The organism is Bartonella sp. AC158YNML (genome assembly GCF_042196725.1).
GTDB lineage: Bacteria > Pseudomonadota > Alphaproteobacteria > Rhizobiales > Rhizobiaceae > Bartonella.
The window spans coordinates 1-26,940 of record NZ_JBHIQU010000001.1; the positions used below are offsets into that span (position 1 = coordinate 1).

At 38.0% G+C, this 26,940-nt stretch carries 23 protein-coding genes and 1 pseudogene; 13 read left to right on the plus strand and 11 right to left on the minus strand.

Features of this window, described 5'->3' with window-relative positions; genetic code table 11:
* The 6 genes and pseudogenes from ACFIM1_RS00005 to ACFIM1_RS00030 all read left to right on the plus strand — a co-directional run.
* Positions 1 to 77 (plus strand): annotated as a pseudogene (locus tag ACFIM1_RS00005) (TrwH protein); the annotation flags it as partial.
* A complete protein-coding gene (locus ACFIM1_RS00010; RefSeq protein ID WP_375609049.1) occupies positions 74 to 772 on the plus strand; it encodes a virB8 family protein in 699 nt (232 codons plus the stop codon). The pseudogene ACFIM1_RS00005 and the gene ACFIM1_RS00010, both read left to right, overlap by 4 nt.
* 13 nt (positions 773 to 785) lie before the next feature.
* Positions 786 to 1,592 (plus strand): P-type conjugative transfer protein VirB9, encoded by an 807-nt coding sequence (virB9, locus tag ACFIM1_RS00015; RefSeq protein WP_375609048.1) that lies wholly within the window; start codon positions 786 to 788, stop codon positions 1,590 to 1,592.
* Positions 1,592 to 2,752, plus strand: coding sequence for a type IV secretion system protein VirB10 (gene virB10, locus ACFIM1_RS00020; RefSeq protein ID WP_375608481.1), 1,161 nt, complete (start codon positions 1,592 to 1,594; stop codon positions 2,750 to 2,752). Before virB9 ends, virB10 begins: the two co-directional genes overlap by 1 nt.
* Positions 2,727 to 3,788, plus strand: coding sequence for a P-type DNA transfer ATPase VirB11 (virB11, locus tag ACFIM1_RS00025; RefSeq protein ID WP_375608476.1), 1,062 nt, complete (start codon positions 2,727 to 2,729; stop codon positions 3,786 to 3,788). The genes virB10 and virB11 overlap by 26 nt, the downstream gene beginning before the upstream one ends.
* Before the next feature lie 1,067 nt (positions 3,789 to 4,855).
* Positions 4,856 to 5,155, plus strand: a complete 300-nt coding sequence (locus tag ACFIM1_RS00030) for a hypothetical protein (protein WP_375608475.1) — start codon at positions 4,856 to 4,858, stop codon at positions 5,153 to 5,155.
* A gap of 1,912 nt (positions 5,156 to 7,067) precedes the next feature.
* On the opposite strand, the gene ACFIM1_RS00035 is transcribed toward ACFIM1_RS00030, so the two are convergent.
* The 7 genes from ACFIM1_RS00035 to rimM form a co-directional block, all read right to left on the minus strand.
* Positions 7,068 to 7,847 carry a succinate dehydrogenase iron-sulfur subunit gene (locus ACFIM1_RS00035; RefSeq protein ID WP_375606011.1) on the minus strand — a complete coding sequence of 260 codons (780 nt, stop codon included), beginning with the start codon at positions 7,845 to 7,847 and terminating at the stop codon, positions 7,068 to 7,070.
* 14 nt (positions 7,848 to 7,861) lie between these two features.
* Positions 7,862 to 9,706 (minus strand): succinate dehydrogenase flavoprotein subunit, encoded by a 1,845-nt coding sequence (sdhA, locus tag ACFIM1_RS00040; RefSeq protein ID WP_375608474.1) that lies wholly within the window; start codon positions 9,704 to 9,706, stop codon positions 7,862 to 7,864.
* Between the two features lie 6 nt (positions 9,707 to 9,712).
* A complete protein-coding gene (gene sdhD, locus ACFIM1_RS00045) occupies positions 9,713 to 10,099 on the minus strand; it encodes a succinate dehydrogenase, hydrophobic membrane anchor protein (RefSeq protein WP_375606013.1) in 387 nt (128 codons plus the stop codon).
* 18 nt (positions 10,100 to 10,117) lie between these two features.
* Positions 10,118 to 10,519: a succinate dehydrogenase, cytochrome b556 subunit gene (gene sdhC, locus ACFIM1_RS00050; RefSeq protein WP_375606014.1), complete on the minus strand. Its 402-nt coding sequence runs from the start codon at positions 10,517 to 10,519 to the stop codon at positions 10,118 to 10,120.
* Positions 10,520 to 10,989: 470 nt separating this feature from the next.
* A complete protein-coding gene (rplS, locus tag ACFIM1_RS00055) occupies positions 10,990 to 11,430 on the minus strand; it encodes a 50S ribosomal protein L19 (RefSeq protein ID WP_375606015.1) in 441 nt (146 codons plus the stop codon).
* A 209-nt stretch (positions 11,431 to 11,639) separates the two neighbouring features.
* Positions 11,640 to 12,338, minus strand: a complete 699-nt coding sequence (gene trmD, locus ACFIM1_RS00060) for a tRNA (guanosine(37)-N1)-methyltransferase TrmD (RefSeq protein WP_375606016.1) — start codon at positions 12,336 to 12,338, stop codon at positions 11,640 to 11,642.
* A gap of 286 nt (positions 12,339 to 12,624) precedes the next feature.
* A complete protein-coding gene (rimM, locus tag ACFIM1_RS00065) occupies positions 12,625 to 13,182 on the minus strand; it encodes a ribosome maturation factor RimM (RefSeq protein WP_375609047.1) in 558 nt (185 codons plus the stop codon).
* A 131-nt stretch (positions 13,183 to 13,313) separates the two neighbouring features.
* Here rimM and ACFIM1_RS00070 point away from each other — a divergent pair, with 131 nt between their 5' ends.
* On the plus strand, positions 13,314 to 14,135 hold the full coding sequence (locus ACFIM1_RS00070; protein ID WP_375606018.1) for a SapC family protein: 822 nt from the start codon (positions 13,314 to 13,316) through the stop codon (positions 14,133 to 14,135).
* Positions 14,136 to 14,138: 3 nt separating this feature from the next.
* Entirely contained in the window at positions 14,139 to 15,107 is a 969-nt protein-coding gene (locus tag ACFIM1_RS00075) for a tyrosine recombinase XerC (protein WP_375609046.1), read from the plus strand.
* A gap of 18 nt (positions 15,108 to 15,125) precedes the next feature.
* On the opposite strand, the gene ACFIM1_RS00080 is transcribed toward ACFIM1_RS00075, so the two are convergent.
* Positions 15,126 to 15,398 (minus strand): BolA family protein, encoded by a 273-nt coding sequence (locus tag ACFIM1_RS00080; protein ID WP_375606020.1) that lies wholly within the window; start codon positions 15,396 to 15,398, stop codon positions 15,126 to 15,128.
* Positions 15,399 to 15,522: 124 nt separating this feature from the next.
* Between ACFIM1_RS00080 and ACFIM1_RS00085 the strand changes: the two genes are divergently transcribed.
* The 3 genes from ACFIM1_RS00085 (at position 15,523) to cobT (ending at position 19,241) form a co-directional block, all read left to right on the plus strand.
* On the plus strand, positions 15,523 to 16,143 hold the full coding sequence (locus ACFIM1_RS00085; RefSeq protein ID WP_375606021.1) for a J domain-containing protein: 621 nt from the start codon (positions 15,523 to 15,525) through the stop codon (positions 16,141 to 16,143).
* A 203-nt stretch (positions 16,144 to 16,346) separates the two neighbouring features.
* The gene (cobS, locus tag ACFIM1_RS00090; RefSeq protein WP_375609045.1) at positions 16,347 to 17,327 is read left to right on the plus strand and encodes a cobaltochelatase subunit CobS; all 981 of its coding nucleotides are present in this window, start codon (positions 16,347 to 16,349) and stop codon (positions 17,325 to 17,327) included.
* Positions 17,328 to 17,342: 15 nt separating this feature from the next.
* The gene (gene cobT / locus ACFIM1_RS00095; RefSeq protein ID WP_375609044.1) at positions 17,343 to 19,241 is read left to right on the plus strand and encodes a cobaltochelatase subunit CobT; all 1,899 of its coding nucleotides are present in this window, start codon (positions 17,343 to 17,345) and stop codon (positions 19,239 to 19,241) included.
* Positions 19,242 to 19,758: 517 nt separating this feature from the next.
* Here the strand turns inward: cobT and ACFIM1_RS00100 are convergent.
* The 3 genes from ACFIM1_RS00100 to rpmB form a co-directional block, all read right to left on the minus strand.
* Positions 19,759 to 19,902 carry a hypothetical protein gene (locus tag ACFIM1_RS00100; protein ID WP_375606024.1) on the minus strand — a complete coding sequence of 48 codons (144 nt, stop codon included), beginning with the start codon at positions 19,900 to 19,902 and terminating at the stop codon, positions 19,759 to 19,761.
* A gap of 765 nt (positions 19,903 to 20,667) precedes the next feature.
* A complete protein-coding gene (locus tag ACFIM1_RS00105) occupies positions 20,668 to 21,351 on the minus strand; it encodes a VUT family protein (RefSeq protein WP_375609043.1) in 684 nt (227 codons plus the stop codon).
* Between the two features lie 78 nt (positions 21,352 to 21,429).
* Positions 21,430 to 21,747 carry a 50S ribosomal protein L28 gene (gene rpmB / locus ACFIM1_RS00110; protein ID WP_375609042.1) on the minus strand — a complete coding sequence of 106 codons (318 nt, stop codon included), beginning with the start codon at positions 21,745 to 21,747 and terminating at the stop codon, positions 21,430 to 21,432.
* Between the two features lie 276 nt (positions 21,748 to 22,023).
* On the opposite strand from rpmB, the gene ACFIM1_RS00115 reads away from it, so the two are divergent.
* Together ACFIM1_RS00115 and purH are read left to right on the plus strand one after the other, a co-directional pair.
* On the plus strand, positions 22,024 to 22,812 hold the full coding sequence (locus ACFIM1_RS00115) for an SURF1 family protein (protein ID WP_375609041.1): 789 nt from the start codon (positions 22,024 to 22,026) through the stop codon (positions 22,810 to 22,812).
* A 2,443-nt stretch (positions 22,813 to 25,255) separates the two neighbouring features.
* Positions 25,256 to 26,875 (plus strand): bifunctional phosphoribosylaminoimidazolecarboxamide formyltransferase/IMP cyclohydrolase, encoded by a 1,620-nt coding sequence (gene purH, locus ACFIM1_RS00120; RefSeq protein ID WP_375608465.1) that lies wholly within the window; start codon positions 25,256 to 25,258, stop codon positions 26,873 to 26,875.
* The last annotated feature ends 65 nt before the right edge of the window (positions 26,876 to 26,940 follow it).

Sequence of the window (26,940 nt, forward strand, 5' to 3'; positions counted from 1 at the left end):
TAAAGCAACCAAATGATAGAAACCGCGTACCCATTAATAAAACAATCCCTGCCGAAATCAAGCGAGGAGACAGATGAAAACAAAACAAACAAAACCAGTGAAAGCCGAACAATTAAATAGTTATTATGAAGAAAGCCGAGGTTTAGAACGTGATCTCATAAGTGAGTTTATAAGATCGCGTAGGACGGCATGGCGTGTAGCAGGTGCTGTTGGTCTTTTTGGCTTATTTGGTATGATATGTGGAGTTGTCGGTTTTTCTCAACCAGCTCCCACCCCTTTAGTATTACGTGTTGATAATGCAACAGGTGCAGTTGATGTTATCTCCATCATGCGTGAACATGAAACCAGCTATGGTGAAGTTGTAGACAGATATTGGCTCAATCAATATGTGCTTAACCGCGAAACTTACGACTACGATACCATTCAACTGAACTATGACACAACAGCACTTTTAAGCGCAGCAGCTGTTCAACAAGAATATTTAAAAATTTATGAAGGAGAAAATGCGCGGGATAAAGTTCTGTCTAACAAAGCACGTATCACAGTTAAAGTACGATCAATCCAACCTAATGGGCTCGGTCAAGCAACTGTACGTTTTACGACCCAACAGCATGACAGCACCGGTGCTGCTGGAGCAAAACAACACCAAATCGCAACAATTGGCTACACTTATGTTGGTTCACCTATGAAATCATCTGATCGATTGCTTAACCCCCTTGGTTTCCAAGTGACAAGTTATCGTGCTGACCCAGAAATACTATTGAATGATTAAGGTATTGATTGTTATGAAAAAACTTGCATTCATTGTTCTATTGTCTTCGTTTTCTTCTCTGTATACGGTGCCTGTGCAAGCACTCAAAAGCCCATCAAATTCACAATATGATCATCGCATTCGCTATATAACATATAACGAAGCTGATGTGGTTCAAATTGAAACAGTTCTTGGTGTGGCAACACATATTATTCTTGAAGAAGGTGAACAGTATATCACTCATGCCTTTGGTGATTCAGAGGCCTATGCCTTTGCGCATAAAGGAAGGCATATTTTTATTAAACCAAAAGCAGAGCTTGCCAATACCAATCTCATCGTTGTAACTGATAAACGAAGTTACAAATTCCGACTGCAATTTCGCAATGACCGTGCAGGAGCAACTTATGAATTGGCTTTCCATTATCCCGATTCAAACGATGAAAAATCAGACACAAACAATCAACGGCTTGCAATTGAACGTGGTTTTCACCAAAGCGTAAAAGGTTATAATCTTAGTTACACCATGAGCGGTCACCAAGATATTGCGCCAATAAATGCTTGGGACAATGGGCGTATTACTTACTTTAAGTTTCCTGCTAACATGGACATGCCATCGATTTATGTCGTAGATGCTGAGGGGAATGAAAGCTTAATACCACGTACCGTTGTTGGCAGTTCTAATGATATTATCGCCGTTCATAAGGTCAATCCTAAGTGGCTTATACGACTTGGAAAACGTGCTTTAGCTGTTTTTAATGAGGCCTATGATCCCAATGGTATACCAAATACAACTGGAACAATATCTTCAGTGGTTCATCGCGTCAATAAAGGAGGAAAATGATGTTTGGTAATGAGAAGGGAGAGGGGAAAGGTACAAGACTAGACAATGCAGAGCAACGACATGTCGAAAGCGTGTATGGAGGATCGGAACTAGGTTCTGAACGCCGTCCGACAATTCCAGGTACTCGCGCATTGTTAATGGTAGGACTTATTGTCATAATAGCGGTACCGCTTGCTTTGACCTGGAAATCTTTTAAAATGCGTGACACCGTAGAAGTGGAGGAAGAGAAACCACAACAAACAGTACAGCAAATTATACCAAGCTATACCCCCCGAGTTATAGAAGAGCCAAAGTTTGTAGAAGAAGCAGATAAGCCAACACAAACAGAAGACTCAACTTTGGATATTTCACCAGCCTTGAGTAAGCTTCTTCAAACAACCATTCCCTCACATTTACTTAAAGATTCTGAAGAATTAGCACGCAGACGTATGCTCAGTTCTAGCCTTAACAACGGTGGGGGTGAAGGATCTGCAGAGACAAAAAAAGCATCGAATGATGATGGAAATAGTGGCGCATTATTCGACCGTCTCCAACCAGTTCGTTTAGGTCAATCACATGCAGCACAACTTCGTAATCGTGACTTCTTGATTACGCAAGGAACACAAATAGATTGCACATTGGAAACAAAGATCATCACATCACAACCAGGCATGACGACATGTCATCTAACACGTGATATTTACTCCACAAGTGGTCGCGTTGTTTTGCTCGACCGTGGTTCTAAAGTTGTTGGTTTTTACCAAAGTGGCATACAACAAGGACAAACGCGTGTATTTGTGCAATGGTCACGCATTGAAACGCCTTCTGGTGTTGTTGTCAATCTTGACTCACCTGGTACAGGTCCTCTTGGTGAATCAGGTATCGGCGGCTGGGTTGATAGACACTTTTGGGAACGATTTGGCAGTGCCATTATGGTTAGCATCATCGGTGATTTAGGAGAATGGGTAAGAAGCAAAATTAATAAAAATAGTAAAGAGAATTCACAAACTCAAAATGTTCAATCTCAAGGTGTTCAGAATGCTGAATCGATAGTGACCGATGTTCTTCAAGGTTCCATCAATATTGCACCAACACTTTATAAAAACCAAGGCGAACGAGTGAACATCTTTGTTGCTCGTGATCTGGATTTCAGCGATGTCTACAGTCTCGTCACACGTTAACCCAATACAGAAAGATCAAGCAGTTTCTCAGCTTTTGCAACCGCTTGATCATTTTTTAGAAGATCCGCAGATCACTGAATTATCGATCTGCCGCCCCTGTGAAGTATGGACAAAAAGCTTTAAGGGTTGGCAGGTATATAGCGTGCCAGAATTAACAACCACTTTTTTGCAAACGCTTATTACAGCTATTATCGTTTATAATGGTATGGCTCCCAGAAGTATTAATTATGTGCTCTTGCCTGGTGGACAACGTGGTACAATTATACAAACACCAGCTGTTGTTGATGGTGCTCTTTCTTTTGTAATTCGTAAACATTCTCTTGTAGTTAAGACGTTAGAAGAACTCAAAGAAGAAGGAGCATTTGATAATTTTTCTGATGTAAGTTTTAATAAGCCTTCAGCAAAAGAAGCAGATAACTTGTTATCGAAGCAGAACTTTACACGGTTGGAACCATTTGAAGTTCAACTCTTACAAAGTAAACGTGAGGGAAAAATTCTTGAATTTTTGGAAGAATGCGTCCTTCACAAACGCAACATTATTATTGCAGGCAAAACAGGATCTGGTAAAACAACATTCGCCCGCTCACTTATTGAAAAGGTTCCTGTAGAGGAGCGTATTATCACAATTGAAGATGTTCATGAGCTTTTTCTACCCAATCATCCCAATCATGTACATATGATTTATGGTAACAATGTAGGCCGTGTTTCAGCTGAAGAATGCCTAGATGCATGTATGCGTCAGTCGCCTGACAGAATTTTTCTCGCTGAATTGCGAGGCAATGAAGCATGGGAATATCTCAATTCGCTCAACACTGGTCATCCCGGGTCGATTACAACAACGCATGCCAACAGCGCTTTGCAGACATTTGAGAGATGTGCCACCTTGATTAAAAGATCAGAAATTGGCCGGCAACTCGAGTTAGAAATGATAAAAATCGTTCTCTATACAACAGTTGACGTAGTGTTGTTCTTTAAAGATAGAAAACTCACTGAAGTCTTTTACGACCCGATTTTTGCTAAATCAAAAATCGCTTAAGAGGGATTCTTCTCTCGATAGTATTATACAAGACAAAAAGCCATAACCAATTGGTTATGGCTTTTTATTTTCATCCCCCTCTTCTCTTTGCTTCTTCAATGCGTTTTCTACACTTTTAATGAACAAAAGAAGAAAAAAGTTAAGAGAAAACAACTTCACAAAAAAATTAAATCACACATGAAACTCTTTCTCAATTCTCTTAACCTTTGATCATTTTCCTATCCTAAAAGACAATGTCTACAAAATACACAGGCAAGCGCTACTCTAAATATTCCTGCTCTCTTCTCTACATCTCAAAGAGCAAAAATTCCTATAAGCACAAATCTATAATCCCACTTTTTAAACTACATGACATTGATTTATAAAGAATGTTCATTGTTTTGCATGTTGGATGAGAGATCTTAATATCATAGGCTCTCTCATTGCAAATCTGTTTGAATCAACCACAACCATGTCTTTTGCACGTTACAAGCAGGGAGAAAATGGAATAAAAATTGTTAATAAAGGATTAACACGCCTCCTATGAATTATCTCAAATGCCTAAATTACAAACATTAGGTGCTTACAAAATATGTGATGGTATCAACTTACTCCTTCATAAGCCTAAAGATGGAGAGCTCAATGGTTTTATTGTTATACTATTCACGGGTAGTGTCGTAAAATGGACTTGGAAGCATTAAGAAATGTTTCTAAAAAAAGCCCTTGAACTGGCAACCCAAGTGTATTTGATTTGGAACATTCTGTTTTGCATGAGGGACGTGATCTTATTAAAGAATGCAATAAACAAAAGCGTAAAGCGGTAAGCACCTTTATTAAAGAATATTGCTTTAAATGCTTTTGAAAGTCGTAAAACTGAACTAAAAGTGATGGTAAGGCTTGTGATTGATTTGCACCTTTACGACTTTATATTCTCTACAAATGAGGCTGTATAGCAGTTTCAGAGTCTACGCCAACACAGATACGCAATACCCTCTCCTCCATCTGCCATGTACAAGCTGGAATTCCTGATAAAGCTCTCATTTGCCTCAATCTTTGTTTCAAACGCGCTGTTGCATTGAGATTGAATAATGTTGATTACAAGCAACAAAAAAGCACGTGCTCTCTTAGGTAAACAACACCATAAAGCGCAAAATTTACCAGCTATGAATTGGAAAGAGCTGCCTGCTTTTTATCAAACACTCTGCAAAACAAAAACAATGACACAACTAACTTTGCGTTTTCTTATCCTAACAAGTATTCGTACACGTCCTTTGCGCCATATTTATAAAAATTATATTGATGGGAATATATGGACTCTATCCTTGGCTCGAGAATATGAAAAGACGACGGAATGCTACAACAGAATTTCGCGTGGCCTTATCATCTGAAGCACCAAAAGTGACCAAACAAACGTACCTTTTATCTGGCAATAATTTTTTCTACAACCAGTCATGGTACACTCGCTACGCATTGTATGGCTCAATATATGCAACAAACTGGACTTAGTACCTGCCCGCTTGGGGGGCGTTCTAATTTACACCATTGTCTAGCAGAATCTCGCTCTCACTACCTCAAAGGATGAAGCTTCTTACCCCGCATCAATCTGTAAACAATCCGCCTCCTTTTCTAGACAAGATATTGATTTATAATAAATAATTTATCGTTATTCATATTGAATTAGAATCCCGAATATCGTAGGATTCTCTCATTGCAAATCTGTTTATGTTGAATCAATCAAAATCACTTGCTTGCACCTCACAAGCGGAGCTGGCGTATAGGTAAAAACTATACAAGAAAGAACTAAAAATGCCTTTTATGAACCGTCTTAAGTGCCAAGGGCTGTCGCAACACCCACGAGCTGGCTAATATAATGATGGTGCCGGCTTGCTTCTTCTATAAGCATGAAGATGGAAGTACTCTATTAGATTTACCATTATACCATCCATGGTCAGCTCCGCAAAATGGGCTTTGGTGCCTTAAGACACACCTCTTTAAAACGGTTCCACTTTTTAACCACTTTAATTAGCGCTCCTCAAATGAGGGTATTTTACAGTACAATAGAATAAACACCCAAACAATAACTGATTACACCATTAATATTTGTAGACCTCTCCTTCATGTTAAGAAATATCTCTATACTGAAAAATAAAACAAAAAAGCACTTTACTGCCTAAATAAATTTCTTAAGCAATATATGCAAACAAAAATGAAATTGAGTAATATAAAAAATAGGAATTAAACCTAGAAATCTCTATTTTTATAGATAAAAATATATAAAATCAAAACCTACGAAACGCATAAAAATATAACATATTTTCTTTGATGATTGAATTCATTCAACTCAAATTAATCTATAAACAGCCCTTATTCCACATTCGCAACACGTGTTCTTAGAATTCTCACTAGTGTTTTCTAAATTTTCGGGAAAAACTATAAATTTGATATTTTTCAAACGTCTTATTTGCTCTTTAGTGAATTTAAATCTATGACGTTACAATAGTTTTAAATTACTACCCCCCTTAACTATATGATCTATCTCTACAATAGAGAGGGATTTTACGTTCTCCATTTTTTTGAGAACTATAAATTTTGTTTTTTAATTCGATTAACAATCCAATCTTTAAAATAAAAAATATGACCTTTATATATAATGATATTATCAAAAATTCCTAATCCCTGAATATTAGCAATGTTTTCGATATTATAATAAATGTGTCGTAAAATGACGAATTGTCATAATGATCACTCCTTTGTATTTCATTTAGGATAATTTACATGCGTTATAATATTTGTATCAGCATTTATTTTTTGTGCTATATTTATACAGAGTTATCGTTTTTTATAAAAAATGATTAATTGAATCTGCATCAAAATAAAAATTCTGATACGAATTTAATAAAAATAAAAACACATGGCATATTGATTTTATTATTTTTACATAGAATGCCTATTTAAAGTATAGTCTACTCAAAAAACTAAAGCCTTTTTAAAGGCAATAATAACTATACTAACCGTTTCATAGAAGCCAATAAATTTTTAGAGATTAAGCCTCAAAAAGCACAAAAAACACGCACAATTTTCTATTTTTCTTTTTACTGTTCGTTAATTGATCAATTTTCAACTATGAGTTTTCTGCTCAGCCATTGCAAGGATTGCTTAATTTTTTAGGGATTACTTCACTTTTAGAATGATTATAGCTACTGCGCTCCCATAAGCAGCCGATCTTTTTTTAGAGATTTAATTGCTAAAAGGAGATACAATTTTCCACCTTGCGCTTTCTTTTGATCAATCAGTAAATTTTCAAAGGCGGCGTTCAACCATGAGTTTTTTAATTTCAGCAATCGCTTTCGCTGGATTTAATCCCTTTGGACAAGTTTGGGCACAATTCATAATCGTATGACAACGATAAAGGCGGAAAGGATCTTCTAAATTATCAAGACGTTCACCACACATCTCATCACGTGAATCCGCAATCCAGCGATAAGCTTGAAGCAAAACAGCGGGCCCCAAATAACGATCACCGTTCCACCAATAACTTGGACATGAAGTCTGACAACACGCACACAAAATGCACTCATAAAGGCCATCGATTTTTTGGCGATCGGAGTGACTTTGTAACCATTCTTTTGCAGGTTCAGGAGAAACTGTTTGTAACCAAGGCTCAATAACTCGGTGTTGCGCATAAAAGCGATTCAAGTCAGGAACCAAATCTTTAACAACCGGCATGGAAGGCAACGGATAGACCTTAATGGGATGTTTTACATCATCCATCCCTTTGGTACAAGCTAATGTATTGGTTCCATCAATATTCATCGCACATGAACCACAGATGCCTTCACGGCAAGATCGACGAAGTGTCAAAGTTGGATCAATATGGTTTTTAATAAACAAAAGCCCATCAAGAATCATCGGGCCACAAGCGGAACGATCTACGTAATAGGTATCTAAACGAGGATTTTCCTCATCATCAGGCGACCAACGATAAACGTGAAATTCTGTTAGTTTTTTAGCACCTTTAGGTTTAGGCCAAACCTTTCCCGGTTTTACCTGAGAGTTTTTAGGAAGCTTAATTTGTACCATATTTCAGTCTCCCCTTAATAAACCCGTTTTTTAGGTGCAATGCGCTTTAAATCGATCCCACCATCAGCTTCAGATGTTAACGGGTCCACATGGACAGGTCGATATGATAACGTCACCTTACCCTCTTTTGACAAATGTGAAAGCGTATGTTTACGCCAATTTTTATCATCACGCTCTGGATAATCTTCACGCGCATGGGCACCGCGGCTTTCTAAACGTGCTTCCGCCGAATAAACAGTCATGATTGCATTCGCCATGAGATTTTCAAGCTCTAATGTTTCAACCAAATCAGAATTCCATATCAGAGAACGATCTGTAACTTTGATATCAGACAATTCCTCCCAGATTTTATTCATCCGCTGACATCCTTGTTGCAAAGAATCCTCTGTACGGAAGACAGCCGCATCTTCTTGCATCGTGCGTTGCATTTTTTCACGCAATACCGCTGTTGGTACCGCCCCTTTTGCAAAACGCAAACGATCAAAACGTGCTATAATTTCATCAACAGCAGCTTCATTCAGGGGTGGAATTTCTGCATTCCGATCAATAATTTCACCTGCGCGAATAGCAGCAGCACGACCAAACACCACAAGATCAATCAATGAATTTGACCCCAAGCGATTAGCCCCATGAACAGAAGCACATCCCGCTTCTCCTACCGCCATCAACCCTGGTTGAATACGATCAGGCGAATCAGCCGTTGGATTGAGAACTTCCCCGTAGTAGTTGGTAGGAATTCCCCCCATGTTATAATGGACCGTTGGCAAGATGGGGATAGGTTCTTTTGTTACATCCACCCCTGCAAAAATCCGAGCTGATTCCGAAATTCCTGGTAAACGCTCGTGCAAGATTGCAGGATCAATATGGTTGAGAACCAAATGAATATGGTCCTTCTTAGGTCCCACGCCACGCCCTTCACGAATTTCAAGAGTGATACAACGCGAAACCAAATCACGTGAAGCCAAATCCTTAAAGGAAGGTGCATAGCGCTCCATAAAGCGTTCACCCTCAGAATTGATTAAATAGCCCCCCTCACCCCGAGCTCCTTCTGTAATTAAGCAACCAGAACCATAAATCCCTGTCGGATGGAATTGCACAAACTCCATATCCTGAAGTGGCAATCCAGCACGTGCGATCATTCCACCACCATCACCCGTACAGGTATGCGCCGATGTCGCAGAAAAATAAGCGCGTCCATAACCACCGGTTGCAAGAACAACCATTTTGGCAGAAAAACGATGTATTGTACCATCATCGAGATTCCATGCCACAACCCCCGTACAAACCCCATCCGTCATGATGAGATCGAGGGCAAAATATTCAATAAAAAATTGCGCATTATGCTTTAAGCTTTGTCCATAAAGCGTATGCAAAATGGCATGGCCTGTACGGTCAGCTGCTGCGCAAGTACGCTGAACAGGTGGACCTTCACCAAATTGTGTCGTATGTCCACCAAAAGGACGCTGATAAATTTTGCCTTCTTGCGTTCGCGAAAAAGGAACGCCATAATGTTCTAATTCATACACAGCAGCAGGAGCATTACGCACCAAATATTCCATTGCATCGGTATCGCCCAACCAATCAGAACCTTTCACGGTATCATATAAATGCCACTGCCAATTATCAGGCCCCATATTTGAAAGCGATGCAGCAATCCCCCCTTGTGCTGCAACCGTATGTGAGCGCGTTGGAAAAACCTTCGTAATACAAGCTGTCTTTAATCCTTGTTCCGCCATACCTAATGTTGCACGTAATCCTGCACCACCTGCCCCAACAACAACAACATCAAATTTATGATCTACAGTGCGATAAGGGGCGTTACCTGCTTTAGCGCCCAGAGATGATCCTGTACCCGCCATACTTGTTTAACCCCCTAATGCAATTTTCAAAAGAGAAAAAATAATGATACCACCTACGAGAAAACAAAATAAAATATTTAACGTCAAAAAGAATATCCGAAAACCTTCACGTGGAATATAATCTTCAATCACCACCTGCATACCAAGTTTCATATGATAAAGGACCGAAAAAGTCATCAATCCCATCAAAATAGCAACAATAGGATGTGCAAGCCGTGCACGCACAATACTATAATCCTTGCCCACAAGCGAAAGAATAAGAACAATAAAAAATATCAAAAGTGGTAGATTGATAAACCCTGTCAAACGTTCTAGCCAAAAATGCTCTGTTCCTTCATGAGCACTGCCACGCCCCCGTACTTTTCCAAGTTCCGTTCGAAAATCTTTTTTCATATCTCTTTTCACCCCCAGCTAAACAACGGTATATCCAATAATCCAAATCGCAAAAGTAACAATAAGAGAAATAAACACTGTCGCCCACGCAGTGACTGTTGCCTTTTCTTTTGCCAAAAGGCAAGGCTTCAGATCCCAAACAATGTGGCGAACACCACCAACCATGTGATGAACCCCTGCCAAAGTATAAAGAAACAAAATACACAATCCAAACCAAGAACTATAAATTTCGTAAACTGTTCTAAATGTCTCCTCGCCACACGCAATAGCAATTAGCCAAACAGCAAGAAAAACCGTTCCAACATAAAGTGCCATACCCGTAATGCGGTGTGCAATAGACATGGCCATAGTAATTGTCCAACGATAAATGCTTATATGAGGGGAACGAGGGCGCTCTTTTATCCTAGTTGTCTCTATCATAAAATATCCTGACCTGGTTTTTGCAACCGCAATGAACGAAAAAGTTCGCGCAAAACGACTAAACATACTCTCTCGTTTTTACTTGTTTGGCATCTCAAGATACCGATATTACAGGTCGGTTGTCTCAAATAACGGATTAAAGGTCACGCATAAAAAAACCGATTACTCCCCGGATATGATCCGCAAAACTCGCCTTAATCTAATACACTTTTATCTTCACGTCAAAGGTCTAAAATATTTTCCAAATATAAACAGACATTTTTTCAGATTAAACTTATCCTTTTGAGTATCCACGATATATGCAATAGTCTCTTAAACTGCACCCATGATTAAGAATAAAAAGAGGGAAAATTGATAGATTAAACATTTTTATGTCTCCTCCAAGCCTTTTAAAAGGCAAAACGAATCAAGAAAGACACAAATAAGCGGCATAAAAGCCGCTTTTGCATAAAGTTTAGCCGATATAATCTTTACTCAGAAACTTGCTTTTCAACATCTGTACTTACGGCTGCTGCTTCTACTTTCTCAACAACCTTTTCAGCTTTTTTCCGATAATCTCTCTTTTCAGCGATACGCGCAGCTTTACCTCTCAAGCCACGCAGATAATAGAGTTTTGCACGGCGCACTTTACCACGGCGCACCAGCTCAACACCTTCAATCAAAGGAGAAAAAACAGGAAATACCCTCTCCACCCCTTCACCGTAAGAAATCTTGCGTACTGTAAAGGTCTCATTCAACCCACCACCTGAACGTGCAATACAAACACCTTCATAAGCCTGAACACGCGTCCGTGTACCTTCTGTCACACGCACCATAACACGGACTGTATCTCCTGGCTGAAATGCTGGAAATTGGCGCTTTTCTTCAATTTTTGCACATTGTTCAGCTTCAAGCTGTGCGATAATATTCATTTCTTTTATCCTTCACGTTCTTTATCGAACAGTCAGAGCGCTCAACTCTTACCAAAAAAGCCTTTATTAAGAATAAGGAGCTCTTTAGGCTATGTCTTACACAGGAGCGAATACACCATTCCTTCATTTTAATTCTGGAACTACAGAAAACCTTTTATAAAAAACTCTCTAAAAAGAGAGCCATGCAATACACCACCTTATCATATGAATCAAGTTTTCTGATGATTTTTATCATAACGCGCATAAAGATCAGGGCGACGTTGACGTGTTAACAATTCGGCTTGGCTTTGACGCCAATCTGCGATCGCTTTGTGATGACCTGAGAGCAATACAGGCGGAATACCCCGCCCTTCGAAAAGAGAAGGGCGTGTATATTGCGGATGTTCCAGCAAGCCATTTTCAAAACTTTCACACCTTGCAGAAGCTGCATTCCCCATCACTCCGGGCAGAAGACGTATAATAGCATCTAAGATAACCAATGCGGCTGTTTCACCCCCTGAAAGAATATAATCACCAATAGAAATTTCTTCTAATTCTCGTGCTTCTATGACTCGCTCATCAACCCCTTCAAAACGTCCACAAACTAACGTCACACCCGTATCACGAGCCAAGCTATGCGCGTAAGCTTGGTCAAAAGGGCGTCCACGTGGACTCATCAACAATCTTGGCGAATCCTGTGGACAGCAATCAAGAGCAGCCGCCAATACATCCGCCCGCATTACCATACCAGCTCCCCCACCAGCAGGTTTATCATCAACGCTATGGTGTTTGTCTAAAGCAAAATCCCTAATCTGTACCGTCTCCAGTGACCAAATTCCACGCTCTAAAGCTTGCCCTGCTAAAGAATACCCTAAAAAACCAGGAAACATTTCAGGATAAAGGGTTAAAACGCGCGCCTGAAATTTCATTTTATTTCTTATCCTTATTTTCTTAAACAGATTCTATAATAGCAAAAATAGCACAAACAAGACTTTTAACGCCATAGCGTTAATCTGAGTCTCCTTGATCTGCGCCATATTCAATACGATCCTTCTAAATACTTACACTAAAAAAAGACTCTAAAAATTCAGGACTATTTCGAAATAAAGTGCTTACAATATCTGCTCAAAAGAGCATTTTTAATATTTTCACACATTCCACTTTTTATTGACGAAATTCATCTGTTGTTTTTTACCTTCATCTTTATTTTTAGATTCAAGCTATTTCCTTTTTATCATTTTCTCCTCTATCGCTAAAACCAGCTGCCATGGGATCAACAACAAGAAAACCAGAGTCCATACAAATTTCTGGTACTGCCGCCTTACTAAAGGGAATAAGAACTCTTTTACCCGTATTCAAACGTATTTCAAGCAAATCACCAGCCCCGAAATTAAAAAAACCACATACCTTACCTAAGATTTTTCCCCCACAATCTTGGACACACAAACCTATTAAATCGACTTGATAAAACTCATCCTCCATCAAATCATCAATTAATTGATCACGCATCACATAAAGGCGAATACCATTTAAAGACTCAGCAGTATTACGATTTTCTGCCCCTTTAAAACGTACAATCGCCTTATTTTTTTGCATGCGAAGAGTTACAATGTCATAAGAACGCCCCATATCATCATAAAGAGTACCATAAGACTTGAAACGCTGGGGATCAGCACTTAAAATTCTAACAAAAACATCCCCTTTTATACCATGAGGCGTACCAATAATGGCAAGACAGACTTTATTTTTAAGCTTTTCTTTATTATACTTCATGCAAAAATATTATCTCTCAAAAATGAACCCTTCAATCTTATAGTTTTCTATTCAATCTTGTTGCCATATGAGACAATCTTCTAAAAGACCTTTCTTGGTAACAAAAACAAATTAATAAAGGAGAAAGTCTTATGGCAAATATTATGCTATTTTACAAAGATATCACACCAATCAACAAAATTTCCCATAAAAATCTAAAATTTGCTCCTCCAAGTGATATGTCTTTTGCCAAGGATACTCATTGGGTTCCTTTAGCAAGTACTGAATATTTTCAAGCAGCACTAGACTATCCTATTTTATTTATGTGCGCTGAAGATGAACAAAAAAAACGGCACTACACATCCGCAGCTCTTGTCGGTCTTTCTAATGACGAAAATGACTATATCGCTTCTGATAAAAGTTGGAAAAACAATACTTATGTTCCTGCTTTTGTCCGCCGCTACCCTTTTGTTTTGGCACAAATTAGCAATGAAAAAGAACTTTCTGTGTGCTTTGATCAACAGTCCGGTATGTTTAATGAAGTTGCAGGAACAGAACTTTTTAATTCCGATGGCTCTATTTCTCCTTTTATGGAAGAACGTATTCGCTTTCTTGAAAGTTTTAAAATCGCTATGGAGAAAACCTCTGAGTTTATTGATGCTCTTGTAGAAATGGATCTTCTAAGCCAAAAATCCATCAATGTGAAAAACGATAAAGGTCTCTCAGCGCAATTGGAACATTTTTGGGTTGTTGATGAAGAAAAATTGAATAAATTATCAGCAAGCCAACTTGCCAAACTTCATAAAAATGGCTTTTTAGGATTAATTTTTGCGCATTTGATGTCAACGCACAATCTTTTGAAAATACTCTCTCTCAAAGGTGAAAAGCAGCTTATCAATCGTGAAGAGAAACCCCAAAACAAGAATGGTCATTCTAACGATGAAAAATCTAAAAAGAAAGAAACTCTCAACTAGATAATGCCTATCAAAAACGACAAGAGAAAAGATGAAAACATTCCTCTCATTCCAGCAGACCATGCAATTTTAAACGCAAGGAAAAATTGGTTAGAGTGTCTTACCCAAACACGTCGTATGTCAGCACAAACAGTGCAAGCCTATGAACGTGATACGCGGCAATTTTTGTCTTTTCTCTGTCAACACTTAAGCCATACACCAACCCTTACAGATCTTGCTCATTTACGCATTAGTGACTTGCGTGCTTATCTTGCTTATCGGCGAACAAATAATGTAAGTGCTCGTTCTTTAAGCCGCGGAGTAGCAGGCATCCGTTCTTTTTTCAAATACTTATCACGTGAAGGAATCGTCAATGTTCCCGCAGCTCAACTTATCCGAAGCCCCAAACACCCCAAATCGCTCCCAAAACCTTTAGCGATAAAATCAGCACTTCACATAGTCAAACAAGAAAATCAACTGGAAAATGAACCTTGGATTACCGCGCGTAATGCTGCTGTCCTCATGCTTCTTTATGGCTGTGGAATGCGAATATCAGAAGCCTTAAGCCTCACACCAGAACAATTTTCTGATCCTGAAAAAACAAGTTTATTTATAACTGGAAAAGGAGGCAAAACACGCCTTGTTCCCCTCATAAAAATTGTTTACGAAGCCGTACAAAATTATCTTCAATGCTGCCCATATCCTTTAATAGACAACCAACCCATGTTTCGTGGTGCGCGGGGTGGTCCCCTACAGCCTGCCATTATTCAAAAAGCTGTCCGTAATTTACGTGCAAGCCTTGGTTTACCAGAAACTGCAACGCCTCATACACTACGCCATTCTTTTGCCACCCATCTTTTATCACGGGGGGGAGATTTGCGCACCATTCAAGAACTTCTTGGGCACGCTAGTCTTTCCACCACACAAATCTATACCCACGTCGATACAGACCATTTGTTAAAAATCTATCAAAAGGCCCATCCCCGTTCCTAAAAACGTCTCATCAAAAAATTAGAGTGTTTCAACCTCAAGTGCCAAAGCGTGAACACAAGTAGCAAGCTCTTCTTTTAAAACTTGATAAATCGCTCGATGTATTTCTACACGCGTCATATTGGAAAAAGAAGAAGATAAAATTTTCACCCGAAAATGTGTTTCTCCTTTACCATCAAAAGCATGTTCATCATGAGGATGTCCCTCATGAAGATGACTTTCGTTAATCACTTCCAGTTTCTGCGGATGAAAAGCATCCTGAAGCTTTCTGTTGATGATTGTTTCTATAGACATTTTTCATTCCTCAAACAAAATGAACGTGCAAAAATACACCTTTTTCATAATAGAATAAGTGTGAAAACAAATTTTTCAAAAGTCAATTCTTGTAAAATTAATCAATTTTGCATAAACCAATAATATGACAATAACATCTAAATTATTCGATTCAATTCGCATAAGCTCAAATAAAAAACAAAAAGCTGAGCCAGAAGCACAACAGTGTCAGTGGGAAGGTTGTGAAAAAACAGGGTCCCATAAAGCACCAGCAGGTCGAAATCACGAAGGACAATATTTATATTTTTGTATTGAACACGTACGCGCCTATAATAAAAATTTTAATTACTTCTCTGGTCTTAGCAATAAAGATATCGCAAAATTTCAAAAGGATGCTCTCACAGGACATCGTCCGACATGGCCTACAGATCTGAGCAATGGTACATCGAAAAAAACAGCCGCGAATTATGCAAAGATTCGCTCTGGAACAGCGGCCTATCAAAATCGCATGCGCGATCCCTTCACGCTTTTTACTGGGCAGCATTCAAGCAATAAGTTTTCACGAAAATTAAAGCCCTTAGAAGCAAAAGCTTTTGATACACTGGGACTACAGGCAAACGCTTCAGCAGAAGACATCAAAATGAAATATAAAGAGTTGGTAAAAAAGCACCATCCTGATTCCAATGGTGGTAATCGTGCTTCAGAAGAGCGCTTTCGTGATGTTTTACATGCTTACAATTTGCTAAAAAAGTCTGGTTTGTGCTGAAAATATGCGCTTATATGAGTCTATTTTCATTTAGACCATCATTATTTGCGCAAAATGTTACTTTTTTTTGCAAAACATTATAGAATACGTAAAAAAATCTTTCTTTAATATCTAAGGCTCTCATTATAGAGCATTGCATAAATACTTTAACTCTTGTATCGTTTCTAATGAATAAATAGCGTCCTCTCCCTTCCAGAAACATAATGACAAATCTTACCGTTGAAAATTTGCCCGATATTACACTTTGTGCTCGCGATCTATTTCATATTGAAACAGATCTGAAAGTCCCTGCTTTTAGCACAAAAAGTCCCCATGTTCCTGATATCGATGCTGATTATCTTTTTGATCAGCAAACAACTTTAGCGATTCTCGCAGGTTTTACCTTTAACCGCCGTGTAATGGTTTCTGGCTATCACGGTACAGGGAAATCAACGCATATTGAACAAGTTGCTGCACGTCTTAACTGGCCTTGTCTTCGCATTAATCTCGATAGTCATGTAAGTCGTATCGATCTTGTAGGAAAAGACGCTATCGTTTTAAAAGATGGCCTACAAATCACTGAATTTAAAGAGGGCATTTTGCCCTGGGCTTATCAAAATAATGTTGCTCTTGTTTTCGACGAATATGATGCGGGGCGTCCCGATGTTATGTTTGTCATTCAACGCGTTCTTGAAACTTCTGGAAAACTAAGCTTACTTGATCAAAGCCGTGTCATCTCTCCACATCCAGCGTTTCGTCTTTTTGCAACAGCAAATACCATTGGTCTTGGCGATACAACCGGTCTTTATCATGGTACCCAACAAATTAATCAAGCTCAAATGGACCGCTGGTCTATTGTTACGATACTCAATTATTTACCCCATGATAAAGAGGTTAATATCATTTGTTCAAAGGTCAAATCCTTTCAAACGACTGAAGGAAAAAAGATAATTTCACAAATGGTTCATGTTGCTGATATGGTACGCCAATCTTTTATCAATGGAGATCTTTCAACTGTCATGAGTCCACGTACTGTCATTACTTGGGCAGAAAATACAACAATTTTTCAAGATGTCGGCTTTGCCTTCCGATTAACCTTTCTCAATAAATGTGATGAACTCGAACGTGCCACTGTTGCAGAATTTTATCAACGCGCCTTTGGACAAGAGCTTCCCGAATCATTCATGCAGGGCGTCTTGTCTTAAAGGAGTATGTCAATCATGGCTATCGACCTTAACGACAAAAGCAAGAATCTGACCAACAACACTTCACCCAAAATTCTTAATACTGAAGCTTTTAAAAAAGCACTTTCCACCTGTATGCGTGCAATTGCTGGAACATCTCACCTAGAAGTTTCCTTTAGTTCCAACAGACCATCTTTGAGCGAAAGTTGTGCACGTTTACCAGAATTACCTCAATACGCAACGAATAAAGACATCACCATTACCCGCGGATTAGGTGATTCCATGGCTCTGCGCAAAGCATGGCATGACAACCGCATTCACATGCAATTTGCTCCACTAGAATCAGAAGCACGTGCTGTCTTTGATGCTCTCGAACAAACACGTGTTGAAGCAATTGGCACGTTAACCATGGAGGGGCTTGCAAAGAACCTTGATGTCATGCTCGCTGATAAATACAAGAGAGCCCATTATCATAAGATTAGCAACCAAAGTGAGGCCCCTATCCAAGAAGCGATTGCACTTTTATTGCGTGAAAAAGTAACAAAGCGCCCTGCCCCAAAAGAAGCAGGCCCTGTTTTAGAATTGTGGCGTCAAGAACTCGAACAAAAAGCCGCAGCAGAGCTTAATGAACTTACACATCATATTTACAACCAACAGGCTTTTGCACAAATCGTTCGCCAAATGCTTGTTACACTCAAAATGACAGTACAACAGGGTGAAGCTTCTGCCAATGAAAACAATAAAAAATTAAAAAACGCGAATGAAGCTCAAGATCAAGCAGAAGAAGAAAGCGAAAACAAAAAACACGCTCAAAGTGAAGAACAAACCAGCACTGAACAAGAAAGTGATGTGCAAGACGACGGAAAAACACAAGCGACACAATCAAACAACAATGATCAAGCTGACGGCGAGCAAAAAAATGGACCTTGGCAAGAAAAGCCGCACAAACCCAAACACCTTTTTTCCGATTCGGAACAAATGCAAAGACTTGGCAATTATAAAATCTTCACCCGTCAATTTGATGAAATTTTGGAAGCAACAGATTTTTGTTCTGAAAACGAGTTAGATCACTTACGCCGTTCTCTTGATAAGCAAATCAATCATCTCCAAAACATCGTTGGACGTTTAGCAAACCGTCTCCAGCGCCGCTTGATGGCGCAACAAAATCGCAACTGGAAATTTGACCTTGAAGAAGGATATCTTGATACAGCACGACTTCCACGCCTTATTATTGATCCAACACAACCCCTTTCTTTTAAAATGGAAAGTAATACCCAATTTCGAGACACGGTTGTTTCACTCCTCATTGATAATTCTGGTTCAATGCGTGGACGCCCTATTAGCGTTGCTGCAAGCTGTGCCGATATTTTGGCACAAACTCTTGAACGTTGTGGTGTCAAAGTTGAAATTTTAGGTTTTACCACCAAAACTTGGAAAGGAGGAAAGTCACGTGAAAAATGGCTTACCCAAAACAAACCCCATAATCCTGGACGTCTTAATGATTTATGTCATATCATCTATAAGAGTGCTGATACCCCATGGCGTCGAGCGCGACGCAATTTAGGTTTGATGATGCAAGAAGGATTATTAAAAGAAAATATTGATGGAGAAGCTTTGATTTGGGCGCATCAACGCCTTTTATTACGGCGTGAACAACGTCGCATTCTTATGGTCATTTCTGATGGTGCTCCTGTTGACGATTCGACACTATCGGTCAACTCCAGCAATTATCTAGAAAAACATTTACGTGCAGTGATTCAAGAAATCCAAACCCATTCCCCCATCGAACTCATTGCCATTGGAATTGGTCATGACGTCACACGTTATTATCAACGTGCTGTAACAATTATGAATGCTGAAGAACTTGCCGACGCGATAACAAAACAATTAGAAGTACTTTTTAGTGATAAAAGTCCTCATAGTTATAAGAAATAAGCCTTCCTTGAATCAACAACGATTACATTTTAAAAAATTATTTCTATCATTAAACCATCGGAATTTGATGGCTAAAAACCTGAGAAGATAATCCCACAAATTGAATATCAAACTTTAAGGAAGGCTTCTACTTTACTAGATGCATTATGAATTCTAAAAGAAATGCTCTAACCATCTTCAAAAATTATAATGAGTTTGTTTTTACTTTCCGGTTTTATTGCAACGGATAAGTTTTACTTGGAATTCTCCATTTACGACCGTATCCTAGAGTACCTTTCAAATTAAAAGACTGAATAATCACCCATTTTTGTCTCGATCTTGTGTTATTTCCCTATATTTTAGATATTGAAAGACACGTAGACAAAACAATATCTCTACTAAACATGCCTCTAAAATGTTGCTCTCACAGAAAATATAATACTTAACCTTTCATCTTCAGTAAAACGAGAAGATAAAATTCGTATTTATGATACAGACAAGAAGAATAATCCAAAGAGGCTGTTTTAAACACTAAGAATTATTTTATAAAAGAATCAGCATAAATGGATTCATAGCGATTTTTCGGCAAAATTGCTAAAAGCAAACGACAAGCCAAACTGACACTCCATAACCATTCCAAAACAGTACTCTCCACAAGTGAATGATCAACATAAGCTCCCATCTCATTAATAAAAGCAAAAACCTTTACTCACATAAAATATAAGAAAAAACACGAAAAAAAGAATATTGCTTCATTCACGAAAAAGAACACACCATTATATAGTGTATTCGCACGCGCCTACTCGAAGAAACATTTCACCTTGAAGCCGATTTCACGACAGTACCCATATATAGCATAATGTAGAATCCGGAATCATCCTTTACGCTTTACAAGCGAAAAGCCAACAGCAGAAACCTATTTTCAAGCTTCCAATATTTTAAGGTCAATCAGTATACTTCCAGCGTCTAATATTGCACTTTTATTGCATTAAAGCTCTTCATAAGAAGTATTTCCTTTTCAAATGGCGTTGTCTCCACGCCAATTTCTCTTGTAACATAGACAAATAAATAATTTTTATTCACTCAATAATAAGAGTATTTAAAAGGCGTAAAAGTTTATGATATTGGACTTTTTCACTCAAATGAAAAACATAATTATCATTTTAATCTATTAATGAAAATAAGTTATAATCTTTTTCACCTTAAACCGCTCGTAAAAAGTATATTTAGCCACTTCTCAAACAATTTTATTCACATTGCCTTCTTGTGAGATACAAACAAATGACTCTATTTCTTCCTCACAAGAGAATTTTGAAAGAAGAAAAGTGTTTTGTGTTAGAGTTCTTACTTAAGTTGGTAAATGATAAAGTATCATTATAAATAACGTGCCATACTAAACATAGCGTACAATTTTTTTGGCTTCAGGAAAACAAAAAGACAAAGACTATTATTTGTTACAAACAAAAGAGGAAGCATCCTTTGAATGCCCTCGATAAAGAGGAAGCTTTATAATGTTAAGAATTGTCCCATAAGGAATCAACATAAACAGACTCATAACAATTTTTACCGAAAAATCACCAAAAGCAAGTGAGAGCCAAACTGGCATGCCTATCCCTCCCAAAACAGTACTCTCCACCAGAGAACTATCAGCATAGCCTGTTATCCTATCAAGAACGGCAAAAAAGCTAGAAAAAGCAAGAGAAAAAAACAGCACTGTATCCAAAGCCGAACCAACCAATGCTGCTGCTAAAGGCGCTTTCCACCATGTTTTACGTCGCAACGGAGTAAAAACAATAATATCAAGGAGTTGCCCAAATAAAAAAGCCAGACTAGAGGCAATTGCAAGCCGTGGGGTCGCCAATACCCAAGAAACAAAGACACCCGCAAAAAAACCAGCATAAACCACACGCCGCGCAGCAGATGGACCATAAAAACGATTGGTCAAATCATTAATCAGAAAAGCAAATGGATAGGTAAAAGCCCCATAAGTCAACAGCTCATTCAAATCAAACCAGTAGACAGGATATTGAACAAAAATATTAGAAGCAGTGACAGCAAGGCACATTGCTAAAATAGAAAAAACAATATACCTTTTCTTTTGCTGTTCTAATAAAGGACCGCTTGAAGACATTTTTTTTAACCTGGGGTATGGAACCAAATAAAGTAGAGCGATCAAAAAGAAAAAAGCCGGAAACAATGACGCTAAAAATTACGCTGCTTGCTCAGCTTTTTTCTCACCTTCTTGCTCAGATTTCTTCTTAATGATTTGGCGCTTTAATAAACGCGCACGTTGCGATAACTCTTTATCGTCTGCTTTTATTAAAAAAACATCAAGACCACCACGGTGCTCAACAGAACGCAACGCACTTGCAGAAATGCGCAAACGATAACTTTGCTGTAACACTTCTGAAATCAATGTCACATTGCAAAGATTTGGTAAAAAACGACGCCGAGTCTTATTATTTGCATGGCTAACATTATTACCATACAGAACCGTCTTCCCTGTCAATTCACATGCACGAGACATAAACTTCACCCTTAAAACTCTAAGAAACTTTCAAATCCCTATACCCAAAGGATAGAATTAACGTAAAGCACGCACAACACTACCTCGAACGGGCATCATTGGGAAGTTTCTTTCTAATAGGGGATCGACAACAAAAGGTCAAGTCTTTTATAAAACCTTTTTCATCTCTTATGGGAGCATTTTTCATCTTTTTCTGCAATAAGGCGTACAAAATGTTTTTTTTAAGTCACACCATGTTAGAATGAAAGCTTATTGTCCTGAAAGGAAATATAAATCATGAGTAAACAAGAGTCCCCCATGACAAAGCTTCAAGAAAATCCTAACCGTTTTTCTTCTTTTTTGTTTGGAACTTTATGTGTTTGTTTTTTTCTTCTCTTCAGCGCATTAGGTATATGGCAAGTACAACGGTTAAACTGGAAAACAAATCTTATCACCAGTACCAATCAGCGCATTCACTTGCCCCCCATAAAAGCCCCCCCCAAAAATCAATGGGCAGATGTTACTTTTGAAAAATATGAATATCAACCTGTTGTTATCACGGGAAAATTTTTAACAGATAAAAATATTTTGGTCACGGCTACCGCTCAAAATACTACGGGATATTGGGTTTTGACTCCTTTACAAACCACTAATGACAATGCATTGACCTTTATCAACCGTGGTTTTATCCCCATGGATGAACGTAACAATTTTCAAAACTCAGAGCAATTGGATACAAATGCCTCATCTCAGCAACATTCTACCACGGACACAGAACAAACAACGATCATAGGTTTATTACGCATGAGTGAAAAAAATGGATTTTTTCCACGCAAAAATAATCCTGACAAAAATTTATGGTATACGCGCGATCTCCCCGCTATGGCACAAAAACTTGGTTTGTCCACTGTTGCCCCTTATTTCATTGATGCCGGGAAAAAAACAACCCCACAAGCAAACCTTCCCGTTGCTGGTCTTACGATTGTACATTTTCGAAACAATCATCTCGTTTATGCAATCACGTGGTTTATTTTAGCCGCTGGGATGTTAGGAGCTTTTCTTTTTCTGCTAAGGCAAAAAAACTAAAAAATTAAAAGTAAAATACCCATCCTCCAATATAGTCTCATTAATATGCTTCATAATAGAGCATATTTTAACGCTGTTGTATTAAACACACCATAAAATCTGTTTTTTCAAGAAACAATAGTTTGATAATCCTATCATTTTATAACTAAAAAAGACTTCAGATATCGTAAGACTCTTTCACTTCAAATCTTCTTATGCTGAAGCAATCAAAATCATTCTCTTGGCTCCCCACAAGCAAAAATAACCGTACGGATAAAATTATTGAAAATAAATACCTCTTCCATCTCAAGGACCAAGAGTTGTTAAAATATTGAGAACTGACCAAGAATTAAGAATACCGACTTGCGCTTTTATTTAGTAAAAATCATAGGCATACAATGGATCTGTTATCCTATTCACGAAGAATTTACACGATACTCTTCAAAAGACCATCATAAAATAGGGAGTGATTCATTAAAAAACGTCTCTTTAAAATAAACACACGTGAATTGGCAACATAATAGTATTTTATTGTGCATGAAAATCGTAACCTCATTAAAGAAGCAATGCATTATCCCCATTCTAAAAAAACATTGTTATAAACGCTTTTGAAAAAACTAACGCACAATTTAAAAATAACAGGAAAGATGGGCGCTCATTCCTATTATATTTTTGCCTCATTTGATTGTTTGCTGTTCCAGAGATTACTCAAATTTATATACGTAATCCTCTGGCCTGCATCGAACATACAAAATCATAGAGCAGAAAACGTATGGATGCGTTTTTTATTTCAAACCTGCTGCTTCATAAAGATGAGATGTTGCGTTACAAGAAACAAAAGCTTTATGAGACATAACATACTATAAATTCACCAATATACCCGCAATGGATTGGAGAAATATGCTGGATTTTAAGATAATTAATAACAATAACAATAATATACTTAGCTTTGCGTTTATTTATTTTAGTAAGCACTCGTACATATTCTTTTTTTCTTTGCACCATATTCATAAAGATCAGCTTAACAATAATCTATGGACAATCTTTGGCGAGGAAACATAAGAAGAAACCCGACAAAACAACAAAGTTTTTCGTATCTTGATCATCAATAATACTTTGATTTATAATAATAATTCATTGTTTTGTATGTTGAATGAGAGTCCCGAATATCTTAAGATTCTCTCATTTCAAATTTATTTATTTTGAATCAACAAAAACCATGTCTGTTGCACATTATAAACAGGATGAGCGTGTGGATAAAATTTGTATAAGAAAGGCTAAAAATGGCTCTTATGAATCGTCTCAAGTGCCAAAAGCCTGTAGCAACACCCACGAACTGGCAAATTGTGTGATGGTACCGGCTTATTACTTCAAAAGCACTAAACTCATTGAAAAAATTTATTATCTTTTCTTTTTCTGATCAAAGTCCTTTTGCACATGAATTGCATCCAACTGACATCAAACATTCTAAATTTAGAACATATCTCCATAGTTTTCATTCCCATCTATGGAATTGCCTCGCTGAAATAACAGACATTTCTTATGAAAGTATAAAACTATGTCAAGAAATATATATGAGAGGATAAAGGTAAGCGTGCTTATCGTCGTATAAACTTTTAAAACAGTATTGTGTTTTTAAGTATTTTCTTTGACAAGATATCTTGTCTTGCTCTCAATTTCATCTTTTGACGATGCTCATAAAGGATAAGCCTCCACGGTGCTTCATTTTTAGGTTTAGTCAAGGTATAAGCAAATATTATCTTATTTCTCAGCTCTCACTTTTACTCTATTTTTGCATTTAGAGAATGTATAAGAAAAGCTTTTGTTTCTGAATGCAAGGGAAGAAAATGAGAAAATCTAATAGTGTTCAGTGCCATCATTCAATATAGAAAACTAAATTACCATTTTAAATCAATTTATAGTAAGCAAGGATCTGCTTCTTTTTGGCTTCCTCCCACCATATCAAAGCATGAAGATTTTTAACCCCATCTGGTTTGTAAACAATCCGGATTCTTACCGTGTGTATTCCTCATGTAAAACAGAACGTCATTGACTTGCTAATTCACGAGCTTTTTTTCAAGAAACATTTCTCAAAGCACCCAAGCCCATTTCACGGCAGCGCCCATGAAGGGTATAAAGGTAAATCCATTGAGCACCTCCATCTTTACGCTTGATCTTCCTACTCATACGATTACAAAAAGTCTACAGAAAAGGCCTATCTAAGAATATTGACCATGCACTAAAACAACATTTAATGTATCAATGAAACGTGTATATCCTCTATTACCACATCTTCAATGACAGCATTCCAAGATAACAGAATAATAGAAAAAAGATGAATCATTCTTAGTGTATTTTAACAAAGCAATTTATTCTTTCAGTGTATTTTTCTAAAGGCTTATGCTATAAATGTATAAGTTTATTTTTCTGAAATTTTAACTCTTTCATTTTTAAGGCTTCTATAATGGGTGTTGTTGCCAAAAATTTTCCCATACCTGATCTTCATCAGATTCGTCGTGTTCTTCTTTCTGTATCTGATAAAACAGGTGTTGTTGCATTTGCACAAGCCCTTCATGCAGATTATAATATTGAATTGATTTCAACAGGAGGAACAGCCCAAACACTCATAGCTGCTGGTTTACCCGTAAAAGATGTTGCTGAAGTTACCGGATTTCCTGAAATAATGGATGGGCGTGTTAAAACACTCCACCCTTTGATTCATGGTGCTTTGTTAGGGGTAAGAGAAGATCCTAGCCATAAAGATGCCATGGAAAAGAACAACATTCATGGAATTGATCTTTTAGTTGTGAATCTTTATCCTTTTGAAGAGACAGTCCAATCAGGCGCCGACAATCAAACAATTCTTGAAAATATTGATATCGGCGGACCGGCGATGATTCGCGCAGCGGCAAAAAATTATGCTTATACCGGTGTTGTAACAGCGATAAACGACTATGTTTCGATTCTAGCCGAATTAAAACAGCATAACGGATGTTTAGGCTTATCCACACGTCGTCAGCTAGCAATGCGCGCTTATGCACACACCGCTGCTTATGATACAGCAATAGCAGCGTGGTTTGCACGGGATTTAAAAATTGAAATTCCATCATGGCAGAGTTTTTCCGGTCATCTTGAAAGTGTTATGCGCTATGGGGAAAATCCACATCAACAAGCAGCATTTTATCGCAATAATGAAAAGCGTTTTGGTATTGCAACAGCAAGACTTTTACAAGGCAAAGCGCTCTCTTATAACAACCTGAATGATACAGATGCAGCCTTTGAACTTGTGGCAGAATTTGATCCGCAAAAAACTGCTGCTGTTGCTCTTATTAAACATGCCAATCCTTGTGGTGTTGCAGAAGGCAAAAATTTGAAAGAAGCTTATTTGAAAGCTCTTATGTGTGATAATGTATCGGCATTTGGTGGAATTGTTGCTTTAAATCAGACCCTTGATGAAGAATGTGCAGAAGAGATTGTTAAAATTTTTACAGAAGTGATTATTGCTCCTGATGCCACAATGGCGGCACGTGAAATTATTGCCAAGAAAAAAAATCTTCGTTTGCTTATTACAGGTGGAGTTCCTGATCCACGTTGTGGAGGACTTCTTGCTAAAACATTAGCGGGAGGCATTTTAGTGCAATCGCGTGATAATGTGGTGGTTGATGATCTTAAATTGCAAGTAGTGACAAAGCGGGCACCAACTCAAGATGAAATGCGTGATCTTCAATTTGCTTTTCGTGTAGCAAAGCACGTTAAATCGAATGCTATTGTGTACGCGAAAAATAGTGCAACAGTTGGAATTGGAGCCGGACAAATGAGCCGCATTGATTCAGCAAAAATTGCTGCAAGTAAAGCAGCAGAAAGTGCGCTAAGAGCAAGCTTAACAGAAACTCTCACAAAAGGATCAGTGGTTGCATCAGATGCATTTTTTCCTTTTGCCGATGGTTTATTAGCAGCAGCTGAGGCAGGTGCAACAGCAATTATTCAACCAGGAGGCTCCATGCGTGATGCAGAAGTTATCACAGCTGCTGATGAGCAAGGTTTAGCTATGGTCTTTACAGGAACACGACATTTCCGACATTAATCATTTTGTAGATTTCCCTTCATATAAGATAAATATTTCAAGGAATTTTTCATAATCGTCATCTG

Coding starts and splice junctions, on each gene's coding strand:
- ACFIM1_RS00010 (WP_375609049.1), top strand. CDS start 74: ATGAAAACAAAACAAACAAAACCAGTGAAAGCCGAACAATTAAATAGT.
- virB9 (WP_375609048.1), top strand. CDS start 786: ATGAAAAAACTTGCATTCATTGTTCTATTGTCTTCGTTTTCTTCTCTG.
- virB10 (WP_375608481.1), top strand. CDS start 1,592: ATGTTTGGTAATGAGAAGGGAGAGGGGAAAGGTACAAGACTAGACAAT.
- virB11 (WP_375608476.1), top strand. CDS start 2,727: ATGTCTACAGTCTCGTCACACGTTAACCCAATACAGAAAGATCAAGCA.
- ACFIM1_RS00030 (WP_375608475.1), top strand. CDS start 4,856: ATGTTGATTACAAGCAACAAAAAAGCACGTGCTCTCTTAGGTAAACAA.
- ACFIM1_RS00035 (WP_375606011.1), bottom strand. CDS start 7,847: ATGGTACAAATTAAGCTTCCTAAAAACTCTCAGGTAAAACCGGGAAAG.
- sdhA (WP_375608474.1), bottom strand. CDS start 9,706: ATGGCGGGTACAGGATCATCTCTGGGCGCTAAAGCAGGTAACGCCCCT.
- sdhD (WP_375606013.1), bottom strand. CDS start 10,099: ATGAAAAAAGATTTTCGAACGGAACTTGGAAAAGTACGGGGGCGTGGC.
- sdhC (WP_375606014.1), bottom strand. CDS start 10,519: ATGATAGAGACAACTAGGATAAAAGAGCGCCCTCGTTCCCCTCATATA.
- rplS (WP_375606015.1), bottom strand. CDS start 11,430: ATGAATATTATCGCACAGCTTGAAGCTGAACAATGTGCAAAAATTGAA.
- trmD (WP_375606016.1), bottom strand. CDS start 12,338: ATGAAATTTCAGGCGCGCGTTTTAACCCTTTATCCTGAAATGTTTCCT.
- rimM (WP_375609047.1), bottom strand. CDS start 13,182: ATGAAGTATAATAAAGAAAAGCTTAAAAATAAAGTCTGTCTTGCCATT.
- ACFIM1_RS00070 (WP_375606018.1), top strand. CDS start 13,314: ATGGCAAATATTATGCTATTTTACAAAGATATCACACCAATCAACAAA.
- ACFIM1_RS00075 (WP_375609046.1), top strand. CDS start 14,139: ATGCCTATCAAAAACGACAAGAGAAAAGATGAAAACATTCCTCTCATT.
- ACFIM1_RS00080 (WP_375606020.1), bottom strand. CDS start 15,398: ATGTCTATAGAAACAATCATCAACAGAAAGCTTCAGGATGCTTTTCAT.
- ACFIM1_RS00085 (WP_375606021.1), top strand. CDS start 15,523: ATGACAATAACATCTAAATTATTCGATTCAATTCGCATAAGCTCAAAT.
- cobS (WP_375609045.1), top strand. CDS start 16,347: ATGACAAATCTTACCGTTGAAAATTTGCCCGATATTACACTTTGTGCT.
- cobT (WP_375609044.1), top strand. CDS start 17,343: ATGGCTATCGACCTTAACGACAAAAGCAAGAATCTGACCAACAACACT.
- ACFIM1_RS00100 (WP_375606024.1), bottom strand. CDS start 19,902: ATGGGAGCTTATGTTGATCATTCACTTGTGGAGAGTACTGTTTTGGAA.
- ACFIM1_RS00105 (WP_375609043.1), bottom strand. CDS start 21,351: ATGTCTTCAAGCGGTCCTTTATTAGAACAGCAAAAGAAAAGGTATATT.
- rpmB (WP_375609042.1), bottom strand. CDS start 21,747: ATGTCTCGTGCATGTGAATTGACAGGGAAGACGGTTCTGTATGGTAAT.
- ACFIM1_RS00115 (WP_375609041.1), top strand. CDS start 22,024: ATGAGTAAACAAGAGTCCCCCATGACAAAGCTTCAAGAAAATCCTAAC.
- purH (WP_375608465.1), top strand. CDS start 25,256: ATGGGTGTTGTTGCCAAAAATTTTCCCATACCTGATCTTCATCAGATT.